General features: G+C 59.4%; 22 protein-coding genes. All 22 read right to left on the reverse strand.

Going from position 1 to position 11,329, the window contains the following annotated elements; all coding sequences use genetic code 11:
- Positions 1–26: 26 nt before the first annotated feature.
- Positions 27–467: a 50S ribosomal protein L15 gene (gene rplO / locus AC5S16_RS23285; protein WP_493932518.1), complete on the reverse strand. Its 441-nt coding sequence runs from the start codon at positions 465–467 to the stop codon at positions 27–29.
- 128 nt (positions 468–595) lie between these two features.
- Positions 596–784: a 50S ribosomal protein L30 gene (rpmD, locus tag AC5S16_RS23290; RefSeq protein ID WP_493932519.1), complete on the reverse strand. Its 189-nt coding sequence runs from the start codon at positions 782–784 to the stop codon at positions 596–598.
- 2 nt (positions 785–786) lie between these two features.
- Positions 787–1,296: a 30S ribosomal protein S5 gene (rpsE, locus tag AC5S16_RS23295; RefSeq protein WP_493932520.1), complete on the reverse strand. Its 510-nt coding sequence runs from the start codon at positions 1,294–1,296 to the stop codon at positions 787–789.
- An 83-nt stretch (positions 1,297–1,379) separates the two neighbouring features.
- Positions 1,380–1,736: a 50S ribosomal protein L18 gene (gene rplR, locus AC5S16_RS23300; protein ID WP_493932521.1), complete on the reverse strand. Its 357-nt coding sequence runs from the start codon at positions 1,734–1,736 to the stop codon at positions 1,380–1,382.
- Between the two features lie 123 nt (positions 1,737–1,859).
- A complete protein-coding gene (rplF, locus tag AC5S16_RS23305) occupies positions 1,860–2,399 on the reverse strand; it encodes a 50S ribosomal protein L6 (RefSeq protein ID WP_493932522.1) in 540 nt (179 codons plus the stop codon).
- 350 nt (positions 2,400–2,749) lie between these two features.
- Positions 2,750–3,148 carry a 30S ribosomal protein S8 gene (gene rpsH, locus AC5S16_RS23310; RefSeq protein WP_493932523.1) on the reverse strand — a complete coding sequence of 133 codons (399 nt, stop codon included), beginning with the start codon at positions 3,146–3,148 and terminating at the stop codon, positions 2,750–2,752.
- 134 nt (positions 3,149–3,282) lie between these two features.
- A complete protein-coding gene (locus tag AC5S16_RS23315) occupies positions 3,283–3,468 on the reverse strand; it encodes a type Z 30S ribosomal protein S14 (RefSeq protein WP_493932524.1) in 186 nt (61 codons plus the stop codon).
- A gap of 23 nt (positions 3,469–3,491) precedes the next feature.
- Positions 3,492–4,040: a 50S ribosomal protein L5 gene (gene rplE, locus AC5S16_RS23320; RefSeq protein ID WP_493932525.1), complete on the reverse strand. Its 549-nt coding sequence runs from the start codon at positions 4,038–4,040 to the stop codon at positions 3,492–3,494.
- 129 nt (positions 4,041–4,169) lie between these two features.
- Positions 4,170–4,496 (reverse strand): 50S ribosomal protein L24, encoded by a 327-nt coding sequence (gene rplX, locus AC5S16_RS23325; protein WP_493932526.1) that lies wholly within the window; start codon positions 4,494–4,496, stop codon positions 4,170–4,172.
- A gap of 35 nt (positions 4,497–4,531) precedes the next feature.
- Positions 4,532–4,903 carry a 50S ribosomal protein L14 gene (gene rplN / locus AC5S16_RS23330; RefSeq protein WP_493932527.1) on the reverse strand — a complete coding sequence of 124 codons (372 nt, stop codon included), beginning with the start codon at positions 4,901–4,903 and terminating at the stop codon, positions 4,532–4,534.
- A gap of 114 nt (positions 4,904–5,017) precedes the next feature.
- Positions 5,018–5,338 carry a 30S ribosomal protein S17 gene (gene rpsQ, locus AC5S16_RS23335; protein WP_493932528.1) on the reverse strand — a complete coding sequence of 107 codons (321 nt, stop codon included), beginning with the start codon at positions 5,336–5,338 and terminating at the stop codon, positions 5,018–5,020.
- Between the two features lie 3 nt (positions 5,339–5,341).
- Positions 5,342–5,614, reverse strand: a complete 273-nt coding sequence (gene rpmC, locus AC5S16_RS23340; protein ID WP_493932529.1) for a 50S ribosomal protein L29 — start codon at positions 5,612–5,614, stop codon at positions 5,342–5,344.
- Positions 5,615–5,688: 74 nt separating this feature from the next.
- A complete protein-coding gene (gene rplP, locus AC5S16_RS23345; protein WP_493932530.1) occupies positions 5,689–6,123 on the reverse strand; it encodes a 50S ribosomal protein L16 in 435 nt (144 codons plus the stop codon).
- Positions 6,124–6,210: 87 nt separating this feature from the next.
- Positions 6,211–6,882: a 30S ribosomal protein S3 gene (gene rpsC, locus AC5S16_RS23350; RefSeq protein ID WP_493932531.1), complete on the reverse strand. Its 672-nt coding sequence runs from the start codon at positions 6,880–6,882 to the stop codon at positions 6,211–6,213.
- Between the two features lie 16 nt (positions 6,883–6,898).
- Complete coding sequence (gene rplV / locus AC5S16_RS23355; protein ID WP_493932532.1) at positions 6,899–7,384, reverse strand: 50S ribosomal protein L22; 486 nt, start codon at positions 7,382–7,384, stop codon at positions 6,899–6,901.
- A 55-nt stretch (positions 7,385–7,439) separates the two neighbouring features.
- The gene (gene rpsS / locus AC5S16_RS23360; RefSeq protein ID WP_493932533.1) at positions 7,440–7,727 is read right to left on the reverse strand and encodes a 30S ribosomal protein S19; all 288 of its coding nucleotides are present in this window, start codon (positions 7,725–7,727) and stop codon (positions 7,440–7,442) included.
- Positions 7,728–7,745: 18 nt separating this feature from the next.
- Positions 7,746–8,570 (reverse strand): 50S ribosomal protein L2, encoded by an 825-nt coding sequence (gene rplB, locus AC5S16_RS23365; protein WP_493932534.1) that lies wholly within the window; start codon positions 8,568–8,570, stop codon positions 7,746–7,748.
- Between the two features lie 119 nt (positions 8,571–8,689).
- The gene (locus AC5S16_RS23370) at positions 8,690–8,983 is read right to left on the reverse strand and encodes a 50S ribosomal protein L23 (protein WP_493932535.1); all 294 of its coding nucleotides are present in this window, start codon (positions 8,981–8,983) and stop codon (positions 8,690–8,692) included.
- Entirely contained in the window at positions 8,984–9,652 is a 669-nt protein-coding gene (gene rplD, locus AC5S16_RS23375) for a 50S ribosomal protein L4 (protein WP_493932536.1), read from the reverse strand. It lies immediately after the preceding gene.
- Positions 9,653–9,769: 117 nt separating this feature from the next.
- The gene (gene rplC, locus AC5S16_RS23380; RefSeq protein WP_493932537.1) at positions 9,770–10,522 is read right to left on the reverse strand and encodes a 50S ribosomal protein L3; all 753 of its coding nucleotides are present in this window, start codon (positions 10,520–10,522) and stop codon (positions 9,770–9,772) included.
- 87 nt (positions 10,523–10,609) lie between these two features.
- A complete protein-coding gene (rpsJ, locus tag AC5S16_RS23385; protein WP_026442722.1) occupies positions 10,610–10,927 on the reverse strand; it encodes a 30S ribosomal protein S10 in 318 nt (105 codons plus the stop codon).
- Between the two features lie 93 nt (positions 10,928–11,020).
- Positions 11,021–11,329, reverse strand: a 309-nt coding sequence (locus AC5S16_RS23390) for an EF-Tu C-terminal domain-related protein (protein ID WP_493932394.1), incomplete at its 5' end; no start/stop codon positions are given.

Here is an 11,329-nt window from a genome sequence, read left to right on the forward strand (position 1 = left end):
GGGGCGCATCCGCGCCCCTTATAGCCTTACGCTACCAGAATAGCCTTGCCGCCCGCCTTCTCGATCTTTTCCTGGGCGGATTTTGAGAACTTGTGCGCGTGCACGGTGATGGGCCCGGTCAGCTCACCGTTGCCGAGGATCTTGAGCAGGCCATTGTTCTTCTTGAGCAGGCCCTTGGCGGCGAAGAACTCGATGGTCAGCTCGGTCTCGCCCAGCTCGACCAGGCGATCGAGGTTGAGGGCGGTGTACTCGGTGCGGAAGATGTTGGTGAAACCGCGCTTGGGCAGACGGCGATGGAGCGGCATCTGGCCGCCTTCAAAACCGCGCATCAGGCTCGAACCGGAGCGGGAGCCTTGTCCCTTGTGTCCGCGGGTTGAAGTTTTGCCGTGGCCGGAGCCCATACCGCGGCCGACACGCTTGCGGTTCTTGTTCGCCTTCTTGGGCGCTCTGAGACTGGAAAGATTCATGATGTCCTCGCTATACGCCGGGGAGGCTTGCCCTCTCCCGACTCGCTTTTTTAAGTCCCCAGTTGTTAGTTCTTAGTTGTTAGTAATTGCCGTCTTTGCTGGGGGACTGACAACTAATAACTAGCAACTTACTCCACTATCCTGACAAGGTGGGGAACGGTGTTCACCATGCCGCGGATCGACGGTGTGTCTTCGCGCTCGACGACCTGGTTCAGGCGGGTGAAGCCGAGGCCCTTGACGACCTTCTTGTGCTTAACCGGCGCCTGAATGAACGAGCGGTAATACTGGATCTTAATTTTTGCCTTGGTTTCTGCCATGACTATAACTCCTCAACCTGCTTGCCGCGGACGGCAGCTACTTCCTGGCGGTCGCGGAGCTGTCCGAGCGCGTCGAATGTGGCCTTGATGACGTTGTGCGGGTTGGCCGTGCCGAGGCTCTTGGTGAGAACGTTCTGCACTCCGGCCGAGGTCATGACTGCGCGCACTGCGCCGCCGGCGATGACGCCGGTACCCTCAGGAGCCGGCTTCAGCAGCACCTGGCCCGAGCCGAAGCGTCCGAGCACCTGGTGCGGGATGGTAGTCGCCGTCAGGTTGATGCGGATCAGGTTCTTCTTGGCCGATTCAATGCCCTTGCGGATTGCCTGCGGCACTTCCTTGGCCTTGCCCGAGCCGTATCCCACGACGCCGGAGGCCGGGTCGCCGACTACGACCAGCGCTGCAAACGACATGTTCTTGCCGCCCTTGACCACCTTGGTCACGCGGTTGATGGCGACAACCTGGTCCTTCAGGTTGTACTGCCCGGCGTCCAGTTTCTTTTTGAGTGTTGCCATTCGCTTCCTGATTTCCTTCCGGCGGTTTGCTTGCCGCCCAAGACTTCCCGGGGCTGAAGCCCGGTGCTTCTACCTTAAAACTCCTAGAACTCGAGGCCTGCTTCGCGGGCTGCGTCTGCCAGGGCCTTGATGCGTCCGTGGTAGAGATAACCGCCGCGATCGAACACAACCTTCTTGATGCCCTTTTCCTGCGCGCGCTCGGCGACCAGCTTGCCGACTTCCTTAGCTGCTGCAACGTTGCCGCCGGTCTTGAGCTTGGCAGCCTTGCTCGATGCCGAGACCACGGTGGTGCCCTTGACGTCATCAATGACCTGGGCATAGATGTGGTTGAGCGAGCGGTACACGTTCAGGCGCGGGCGCTCGGTGGTGCCGGCAAGCTTCTCGCGGATGCGTGTGTGTACGCGCCGGCGAATTTCATCTCTGTTCTTCTGCGTAATCATTTTCGTTCGTCCTTCCTAATAGCGGAGCCGCCTTGCGGGTCCGTTCGGGTAATCAGTTCCTAGTTGTCAGTTACTCGTTGTTAGTCTGCAAGCACCAGGAACTAACAACTATCTACTAACTACTTATTTCGCGCCGGTCTTACCGGCCTTCTTCTTCAGCTTCTCGTCTGAGTAACGCACGCCCTTGTTCTTATACGGATCGGGCTTGCGCAGCGCGCGCATGTCAGCGGCCACCTGGCCTACCTTCTGGCGGTCAATGCCGCTGACCGTGATGCGGGTCTGCTTGGGGTCGATGACCGCGGTGATGCCGGTGGGCAGCGGGAATTCGATGGGGTGCGAGTAGCCCAGGGTGAAGACTACCGTGTCCTTGCCCTTCATTTCCACGCGGTAACCGATGCCGACGATGTCGAGGTCCCTCGACCAGCCCTTGGTCACGCCTTCGACGGCATTTGCGACGAGAGCGCGGGTGAGACCGTGAATGGCGGCCTGCGATTCGTTCTCACGCTCGGCGATGATGTGTCCGTCTTTCGTTTCAAGCTTGATGCCTGCCGGAATGACCTGCTCGATTTTGCCCTTGGGGCCTTCGACGAGCACAGCGTTGCCCTTCAGGGTGTATTTCACGCCCTGGGGGAGGGGAATCGGCTTCTTTCCAATACGCGACATTTTTCTGATCCTTTGCGGCTTGCGAGTCCCGCCGGATGGCGTTCCACTGCAGCCTCGGTCTTTCTTCATTTCGTTCACCGGTCTAAAGGCCGATGTTTTACCCTTTCAAGGGTGCGGTACTAAAAAACTCCGGTGGGACCAGGAGATCAATCCCTCAGCGGCTAAAGCCGCATTGGATTTATGTCCCTATGGCACGACTGAAGTCGTGCCCCTTCAAAACAACGGCTTTTCAGCAGCCTTTAAAGTCCACACCCACCAAACTTCTAACTCCGCGACAACGTCGCGGCCTCTACATTCGGCCCAGGCTAAAAATGGCACGCAAAGCGTGCGTCCGCCCGACGCGGCCAGCGTCACCAGACTTCGCAGAGGATTTCGCCGCCTACGCCTTCCCGGCGGGCCTGCTTGCCGGTCATCACGCCGCGGGGCGTGGTGAGAATGTTGATGCCGAGTCCGCCCTGAACGCGCTTGATCTCATCGCGGCCGACGTAAACGCGGCAGCCGGGGCGCGAAATGCGCGAGAGGTCGCGGATGGCGGCTTCGTTGTTCGTGCCGTACTTGAGGTACACGCGCAGAACGTTGCGGCCGTTTTCCTCAGAGGTCTTAAAGTTGGCGATGTAGCCCTCTTCCTTGAGGATGCGGGCAATCTCGGTCTTCAGCTTCGAGGCCGGGACATCCAGCTTCTGGTGACGCGCACGGATGGCATTGCGCAGGCGCGTCAGAAAATCTGCTACTGGATCGGTAAAGCTCATTGTTTCTCCTTCATCCCCCGTTCGCTCTGATTCTCAGAGAACCTGCGGGAATGTTTTGCGACCTTGGGATTATGAACCCCCAAGGTCAAAATTGTTTGGGCACCGTCAGGTGCGTGTGCCCGACGCGGCCAGCGTCACCAGCTGGATTTCACTACGCCGGGGATTTCTCCCTTGAGCGCCAGCTGCCGGAAGCACAGGCGGCACATGCCGAACTTGCGCAGGTAAGCGCGCGGGCGTCCGCACAGCTTGCAGCGGTTGTGCTTGCGGGAAGAAAACTTCGGCTTGCGTGCGTCTTTGACTCGCTTTGCAGTGGTTGACATAGTTCCTTAATCCTCTAACTTCCTTACGCCGTCTGGCGGAACGGCATGCCGAACTGCTTGAGCAGCGCGCGCGCCGAGTTGTCGTCACTGGCTGTGGTCACAATGGTGACGTTCATGCCCTTGAGCTTTTCGACCTTGGAGTAGTCGATCTCAGCGAAGATCAGCTGGTCGCGCAGGCCGAGCGTATAGTTGCCGCGGCCGTCGAAGCTCTTGGTCGAGACGCCGCGGAAATCACGCACGCGGGGCAGCGCCACAGAGATCAGACGGTCGAGAAACTCATACATGGCATCGCCGCGCAGCGTGACCATGGCGCCAATCGACATGCCTTCGCGCACCTTGAAGGCGGCGATGGATTTCTTGGCCTTGGTCATCACCGGCTTCTGACCAGTGATGGCGCCGAGATCAGCGACGAGCGGATCGATCAGCTTGTTGTTCTGCGTCGCTTCGCCCAGACCCATATTCAGGACGATCTTCTCCAGACGCGGGACGGCCATCGTGTTCTCAAGGCCCAGCTCCTTCTGGAGCGCCGGCTTGATTTCCTTCTGATACTTCTCTTTCAGTCTTGCTGCCATTGCTTCTTCTCTTTTCTTCTCCGGTCTCGGGGTGGCATTTGCCGTGTACCGTTACGGAGGGTGTTCAATTTAGTTGTTAGTAGCTAGTTGTTGGTCTCCAGATACTAAGAACTAACAACTAGAAACTAACTACTTCTTTTTAACTGTCAAAGTCTGCCCGCACTTCTTGCAGACGCGGACTTTCGTGTCGCCTTCAAGCTTGTGACCGACGCGCGTGGGACCGCAGTTGGGGCATACAAGCAGCACATTCGAGATGTGCAGCGGAGCTTCCTGCTCGGCGATGCCGCCCTTGATGTTGCGCTGCGGATTCGGGCGCACGTTCTTCTTGATCACGCGCACATGCTCGACCAGAATGCGGTCTTCACCTGGAAATACGCGCAGCACGCGGCCACGCTTGCCCTTGTCGCTGCCGGCGATTACTTCCACCTGGTCATTGCGCTGAATGTTCAGACTCATAAAGGTTCCCTTTACCTAGTACCTCGTCTCCGAAATTAAAGAACTTCAGGAGCGAGCGAAACAATCTTCAAAAATCTCTTCTCGCGCAGCTCACGGGCCACAGGGCCGAAGACGCGCGTTCCAACCGGTTCGCCAGCTTCATTGATGAGCACGGCGGCGTTCGTATCAAAGCGGATGTAGGTTCCGTCGCGGCGGCGCGTTTCCTTGCGCGTACGCACGACGACAGCCTTGACCACTTTGCCCTTCTTCACCTGGCCGTCGGGCGAGGCTTCCTTGACCGCGGCGGTAATGACGTCGCCCAGACCGGCCTTCTTGCCGCTTGCGCCACCGAGCGGCAGGATCATCTGCAGCTTGCGCGCGCCGGAGTTGTCGGCGACCTCAAGCATGGTTCTCATCTGCACTGCCATTGTTCTCTTCCTTTCAGGGCTGCGCGGTACTGCCGCTCCCGCCCTCTTGCTCTGCTCACGCGATTCCGGCGCTCGCTCCGCAATTCACCCAACTACTAAAAATAGTGGCGGCGCTTAATTCGCGGCCTTAGCGGTTTCTTCGACCTGCGCGAGGGCCGAGCGGCGGACGATCTCTTCGAGCTGCCAGCGCTTCAGCTTGCTCAACGGGCGCGTTTCGCGGATGCGGACAAGATCACCCACGCGTGCCGAGTTCTGCTCGTCATGCGCATAGAACTTCTTGCTCATCCGGACAATGCGCTTGTACTTCGGGTGCGCCTTGCGCATTTCGACTTCGACGACGATGGTCTTCTGCATCTTGGTCGAAACGACCTGGCCGACTTTCTCGTTGCGGCGCGATTCTTTCCTGGCTTCGCTCTGGATTGCTTCTGTTGCCATGATCTAGCGAGCCTCCTTCTTTGTCTTCTTCGCCTTTGCGGACTTTGCCGGGGCGCTCGATTCCGCCTTGGGAGCCGCACCGTGCAGGTTCAGCTCGCGCTCGCGGGAGATGGTCTTGATGCGCGCGATGTCCTTCTTGAGCTCGCGCAGTTTCTTGACGCCCTCGTTCTGGCCGAGCTTGATCTGGAAGCGCAGGCGGAAGAGCTGCTCAGCCGCCTTCTGCTGCTCGACGGCGAGCTCCGAGTCGCTCAGGTTGCGAATTTTTTCGAGTTCCATTTCTTCGTCTTCTCTCCGGGACAACGGCTTATCGAAGCCGCGTCTCCCTTCAGATACTTTCTAAATCTCAATAACTACTTGGCCACGACCGTTGTCTGCACGTTGTGACGCTGCACAAAGCGCGTCTTGAGCGGCAGCTTGTTCGAGGCCAGGCGCATTGCTTCTGCTGCGATCTCCGGCGCTACGCCTTCCATCTCGAAGAGGATCTTACCGGGGCGAACCACGGCGACCCAGTGATCGAGCGGACCCTTGCCCGAGCCCATTCGGACTTCAGCCGGCTTCTTGGTAATCGGCTTGTCCGGGAAGAGCCGGATCCAGACCTTGCCGCCGCGCTTGATGAAGCGCGTCATCGCAATACGGCTGGCCTCGATCTGGCGGTCGGTAATGTAGCCGCACTCCATGACCTTGAGGCCGTAATCGCCGAACGACAGCTCGGAGCCGCGCCATGCCTTGCCGCGCATCTTGCCCTTCTGCTGCTTGCGAAACTTGACCTTCTTTGGCATCAACATAATGAAACCCTCAATCCAGCTGTCAGGGTGCAGCGCTCAGCGTTCAGTCCCCTGTACCCTGTGCGCTGCACGCTGTACGCTTGCTTCTTAAAATACCGACGTTCCTACCGTTGCCTGCGGTTCGCGCCGCCTCTGCTGGTAAATGTCGCCGCGGTAGATCCACGTCTTGACGCCAATCACACCGTACGTGGTGCGTGCTTCGGCAAAGCCGTAATCGATGTCGGCGCGCAGCGTGTGCAGCGGCAGGCGGCCCTGCAGATACCACTCGGAGCGGGCGATTTCATTGCCGTTCAGGCGGCCCGAAACGCGAACCTTGATTCCCTTGCAGCCGAAGCGCAGCGCCGAATCGACGGCCTTGCGCATGGCGCGGCGGAAGCCGACACGCTTCTCAAGCTGCAGGGCGATGTTCTCGGCCACCAGCTGGGCGTCAAGCTCAGGCTTGTTGACCTCGAGAATGTCGATGAAGACCTCGCGGTTGGTGCGCTTCTGCAGCTCAACCTTGAGCTTCTCGATCTCCGCGCCCTTGCGGCCGATGATGATGCCCGGACGCGCGGTGCGGATGATAATGCGCAGCTTGTTGCCGGGGCGCTCGACTTCGACCGAGCTCACACCGGCCGCCTTCAGCTTTTCCTTGAGCTCGCTCTTCAGCTTGACGTCTTCGACAAGCAGCTTGTCATAGTCACGCTCGGTGAACCAGCGCGAACGCCACGGCTTGTTAACGCCGATCCGAAATCCGTAAGGATGGACTTTCTGTCCCATAGTTTCCTCTCGTGCCCTACTTCGCGGCCTTCTTCTTGGCGGCCTTCTTAGCAGGAGCCTTCTTGGCGGCCGTCTTTTTCGCCGCCTTCTTTGCCGGAGCCGCAGCTTCGACTTCAACCTTCTCGACCAGGCCTTCCTGTTTACGCTCAGCCACCGAGATCACGATGTGCGCCAGACGCCGCTGATAGCGGTAGGCACGGCCCATCGGAGCCGGACGGATGCGCTTCATGCGCGGCCCTTCATTGGCGATCGCCAGCTTGACGTAGAGATTGTCCACATCCACGTCGAGCCCCTGTTCCTGGCTCAGATAGTTCGCGTTCTGGAGAGCCGAACGCAGAACCTTCTCGACCATCGGAGCGACGGCCTTCTTGGTGAACGCCACCGTGTTCAGCGCTTCTTCCACGCGGCGGCCCTTGATCAGATCGAGCACCAGCCGCGCCTTCTGCGGCGATACCCGCTGGAAGCGCGCTTCAGCCCGGAATTCCCGTGTGTCCAATTGCATTGGCTTGCCTCAAATCCTCTTAACTACAAAAACTCAATCTTCTGTCGAAAATCTTTTACCGCGGCTTCGCCGAAGTTTCAGCGGCCTTCGCCGAGTGGCCCTTGAACGTGCGCGTGGCAGCAAACTCACCCAGCTTGTGCCCCACCATGTTCTCGGTCACATAGACCGGAACGAACTTCTTGCCGTTGTGCACCGCAATGGTGTGCCCTACAAACTCAGGATGGATCGTCGAGCGGCGCGACCAGGTGCGAACCACCTTCTTGTCGTTCGCCTGGTTCAGCTTCTCGACCTTCTCCAACAGGTGCCCGTCTGCAAACGGGCCTTTCTTCGTCGACCGTGCCATCAGAAAACCTCTCTACCCTTACTTGCTGCGGCGGCTGACGATGAATGCGTCGGTCCGCTTGTTGTTGCGTGTCTTGTATCCGCGAGTCGGCTGGCCCCAGGGGGTCACAGGATGACGGCCGCCGGAGGTCTTGCCCTCACCGCCGCCGTGCGGATGGTCGACCGGGTTCATTGAGACGCCGCGGTTGGTCGGACGGATGCCCTTCCAGCGGTTGCGTCCCGCCTTGCCGATCGAGACGTTCTCGTGATCGGTGTTGCCGACCTGGCCGATGGTCGCCATGCAGTCGACCAGAACCCTGCGGGTTTCGCCGGAAGGCAGCTTCAGCAGCGCATAATCGCCTTCTTTCGCGACCAGTTGCGCCGATGCGCCCGCCGAGCGCGCCATCTGCGCGCCCTTGCCCGGCCGCAGCTCCACGTTGTGGACCGTCGTACCGGCGGGGATGTTCTTAAGCGGCAGCGCATTGCCGACGAGGATGTCGGCCTCGGGGCCGCTCATCACCGTCTGACCGACCTTCAGGCCAATGGGCTGGATGATGTAGCGCTTCTCGCCGTCTGCGTAGCTGATCAAAGCAATACGCGAAGAACGGTTCGGATCGTACTCGATCGTCGCCACCCGGCCCGGCACGCCGTACTTGTCGCGCTTGAAGTCGATCAGGCGCAGCTTCTGCTTGTGGCCGCCGCCGTGATGGCGGATGGTCAGGTCGCCGGAATTGCGGCGTCCGCCGGTGCGCTGCTTGATGGCAAGCAGCGGCTTATACGGCTTGTCGGTCGTGATGTCGTCATTCACCAGCGAGGTCTGGAACCGGAGCGTTGGTGTGATCGGTCTGTATGTCTTGATCGGCATCGTTATCTTCTCTCTCCGCTGGCCAGCTTTCACCAGCGTTTGCTCAGATAGCTTTTCTCCTGAGCAGCAACTCTTTCACCTGTACTTCTGTGCCCTGCGCCCTGAGCGCTGTGCCCTGTTTACAGGTTGTCGATATACTCCGGCATCTTCTCGCCCGCCTTCAGGCGCACATACGCCTTCTTCCAGTCGGGGCGAAAGCCGGCAAACTTTCCGCGGCGGCGCTCTTTTCCAAGAACGTTCGCGGTGCGGACTGCGGAAACCTTGACTTTAAAAAGGGTCTCAACAGCCTGCTTGACTTCGGTCTTGGTCGCCTTGGCCGCTACTTCAAATACCAGCGTGCCTTCGGTTTCCTTGGCACCCAGTCCCTTTTCGGTGATCAGCGGGCGGCGAATTACTGAGTAAGTCGTCGGCATTTAGGCCACCTCCGCTTTCTTGCGACGGGAAACGGTCTTCTTGAGCGCTTCCTGCAGCTGCTCGAGAGCAGGCCGCGAGAAGATCGCGCGCTCATAGCGCAGCAGATCGTAGGGGTGCACTTCGTTGTTAAGCACCAGCTCCACGCCCTTGAGATTGCGCGCGCCCAGAATGATGTTCGGCCCGAGCTCCTTGCCGTTCTCAACCAGCAGAGCGGTCTTCTTCGCTTCCAGTTTGTCGAGCGCCTGGCGGTAGAGCTTGGTCTTGGGCTCCTTAAGCTCAAGGCTCTCGACCACGGTCAGCTTGCCGTCCTGGAGCTTGGCTGCGAGCGCCGAGCGCAGCGCGCCCAGCAGCTTCTTCTTGGGGAAGGCATAGTCATAGGAGCGGGGCTGCGGTCCGTGCACGGTTCCGCCGTGACGCCACAGGGGCGAACGGACGGAGCCGATGCGGGCGCGGCCGGTTCCCTTCTGCTTCCAGAGCTTCTTGCCCGAGCCTGAGACCAGCTTGCGGTTCTTGGTCGCAGCCGTTCCCTGGCGCAGCGAAGCGCGGTAGTGCTTCACCGCTTCCCACAGAAGCGCCTCATTTACATTGCTCGGCGCAAAGACTTCGTCGGCCAGCTCAAGGGAGCCAACCTTCTGTCCACCGAGATCGAATACATCAATGTTTGCCATTGTCTTCTCTTCTTGAGCTACTAGCTTCTAGCTATTAGCTTTTAGCTGGTCTGCGCAGCACGCCGACCCATACGGCTTCCTGATATTCATTCAAAAGCTAGCGGCTAATGGCTAGCCTTACTTCTTTTTCCCTGAAGCCTTCTTCGAAGCCTTCAGAGGATCGACCGTGCTGCCTCCGGCGAATCCGCGACGCTCGCGCGGCGGCGCCTTGGCCTTCGAAATCAGCACATAGCCATCGCGGGGGCCCGGTACTGCGCCCTCGACCATGATGAGGTTCTCGTCAAGATCGATGCCGCGAATGCGCAGGTTGCGAACCGTGACGCGGTCGACGCCCATGTGCCCGGGCATGCGCTGTCCGGGGAAAACGCGCGACGGAAACGATGATGCGCCAATCGAGCCCTGCACCTGGAACATATGTCCGTGCGACTTGGGACCGCCGCCAAAGTTATGACGGCGAACAACGCCCGCGAATCCGCGGCCCTTGCTTGTTCCTACAATGTCGACGTACTTTTCGTCGGCGAAAATATCGACCAGAACCTTGTCGCCGGCCTTGAGGCCGTTCGAGCTTTCCTCGGCGCCTTCTTCCGACTTCTTCGGAGCGGCTGTCTCGACCGCGACTTCCTTCACCAGCTTCACCGGAGGAACGTTGTTCTTGGCGAAGTGGCCCTGCATGGGCTTGGTGACCTTGGAGGCTTTCACGAACTCGACCAGGCCGATCTGCGCGGCGTCGTATCCGTCCTTCGCAGCGGTCTTGAGCTGCGTAATCACGCAAGGGCCGGCCTGCAGGACAGTGATGGGGTGGACTTCACCCCGCTCGTCGAATACCTGCGTCATGCCGATCTTCTTGCCCAGAATTCCTGTAACTGCCATCGTCTTCTCTCCCCATCATGTCTGCGCAATATCCGCAGCCACTGAAGGCTCTGTTTGCTGACCGGTTCATCGCTGACCGGTTTTTAGCTACTTTTCAAAAGCTTTGATCTCGACATCCACGCCCGCCGGAAGATCGAGCTTCATCAGGGCATCGACCGTCTGCTGGGTCGGCTCGAGAATGTCGATCAGGCGCTTGTGAGTGCGAATCTCAAAGGCTTCGCGCGATTTCTTGTCGACGTGCGGCGAACGCAGCACGCAATACTTGTTCTTAATCGTCGGCAACGGAATCGGCCCGGCCACCTGCGCGCCCGTGCGCTTCGCGGTGTCTACGATCTCGCCCGTCGAAGTGTCGAGCACCCGGTAGTCATAAGCCTTGAGCCGAATGCGAATTCTCTGTCCAACCATCGTTTCAATCTTTCCTGCGAGTCAGCAGTTTCATCCGCCGACTCGCTCAACTTGTTTCACGCCCGAAGGGCGTCATTGCCTGGACGGCGAGTCCTACTGAAGAATCTCGCTGATGGTGCCGGCGCCTACGGTTCTGCCGCCTTCGCGGATCGCGAACCGCAAGCCCTTCTCCATCGCCACCGGCGTGATCAGCTCGATCTCCAGCGCGATGTTGTCCCCAGGCATGACCATCTCCGTGCCTTCAGGCAGCTTCGCTACGCCCGTCACGTCCGTCGTGCGGAAGTAGAACTGCGGACGGTACCCGTTGAAGAACGGCGTGTGGCGTCCACCCTCTTCCTTCGACAGCACGTAAATCTCCGCCTTGAACTTCGTGTGCGGCGTGATCGATCCTGTCTTTGCCAG

This window comes from Acidobacterium sp. FHG110202_01 (assembly GCF_059115305.1).

Coding starts and splice junctions, on each gene's coding strand:
- rplN (WP_493932527.1), bottom strand. CDS start 4,903: ATGGCAGTGCAGATGAGAACCATGCTTGAGGTCGCCGACAACTCCGGC.
- rplR (WP_493932521.1), bottom strand. CDS start 1,736: ATGATTACGCAGAAGAACAGAGATGAAATTCGCCGGCGCGTACACACA.
- rpsH (WP_493932523.1), bottom strand. CDS start 3,148: ATGAGCTTTACCGATCCAGTAGCAGATTTTCTGACGCGCCTGCGCAAT.
- rpsQ (WP_493932528.1), bottom strand. CDS start 5,338: ATGGCAACAGAAGCAATCCAGAGCGAAGCCAGGAAAGAATCGCGCCGC.
- rplO (WP_493932518.1), bottom strand. CDS start 467: ATGAATCTTTCCAGTCTCAGAGCGCCCAAGAAGGCGAACAAGAACCGC.
- rplB (WP_493932534.1), bottom strand. CDS start 8,570: ATGCCGATCAAGACATACAGACCGATCACACCAACGCTCCGGTTCCAG.
- rplX (WP_493932526.1), bottom strand. CDS start 4,496: ATGAGTCTGAACATTCAGCGCAATGACCAGGTGGAAGTAATCGCCGGC.
- rplE (WP_493932525.1), bottom strand. CDS start 4,040: ATGGCAGCAAGACTGAAAGAGAAGTATCAGAAGGAAATCAAGCCGGCG.
- rplD (WP_493932536.1), bottom strand. CDS start 9,652: ATGGCAAACATTGATGTATTCGATCTCGGTGGACAGAAGGTTGGCTCC.
- rpsS (WP_493932533.1), bottom strand. CDS start 7,727: ATGGCACGGTCGACGAAGAAAGGCCCGTTTGCAGACGGGCACCTGTTG.
- rplP (WP_493932530.1), bottom strand. CDS start 6,123: ATGTTGATGCCAAAGAAGGTCAAGTTTCGCAAGCAGCAGAAGGGCAAG.
- rpmD (WP_493932519.1), bottom strand. CDS start 784: ATGGCAGAAACCAAGGCAAAAATTAAGATCCAGTATTACCGCTCGTTC.
- rplV (WP_493932532.1), bottom strand. CDS start 7,384: ATGCAATTGGACACACGGGAATTCCGGGCTGAAGCGCGCTTCCAGCGG.
- rplC (WP_493932537.1), bottom strand. CDS start 10,522: ATGGCAGTTACAGGAATTCTGGGCAAGAAGATCGGCATGACGCAGGTA.
- rplF (WP_493932522.1), bottom strand. CDS start 2,399: ATGTCGCGTATTGGAAAGAAGCCGATTCCCCTCCCCCAGGGCGTGAAA.
- rpmC (WP_493932529.1), bottom strand. CDS start 5,614: ATGGAACTCGAAAAAATTCGCAACCTGAGCGACTCGGAGCTCGCCGTC.
- AC5S16_RS23370 (WP_493932535.1), bottom strand. CDS start 8,983: ATGCCGACGACTTACTCAGTAATTCGCCGCCCGCTGATCACCGAAAAG.
- rpsE (WP_493932520.1), bottom strand. CDS start 1,296: ATGGCAACACTCAAAAAGAAACTGGACGCCGGGCAGTACAACCTGAAG.
- AC5S16_RS23315 (WP_493932524.1), bottom strand. CDS start 3,468: ATGTCAACCACTGCAAAGCGAGTCAAAGACGCACGCAAGCCGAAGTTT.
- rpsJ (WP_026442722.1), bottom strand. CDS start 10,927: ATGGTTGGACAGAGAATTCGCATTCGGCTCAAGGCTTATGACTACCGG.
- rpsC (WP_493932531.1), bottom strand. CDS start 6,882: ATGGGACAGAAAGTCCATCCTTACGGATTTCGGATCGGCGTTAACAAG.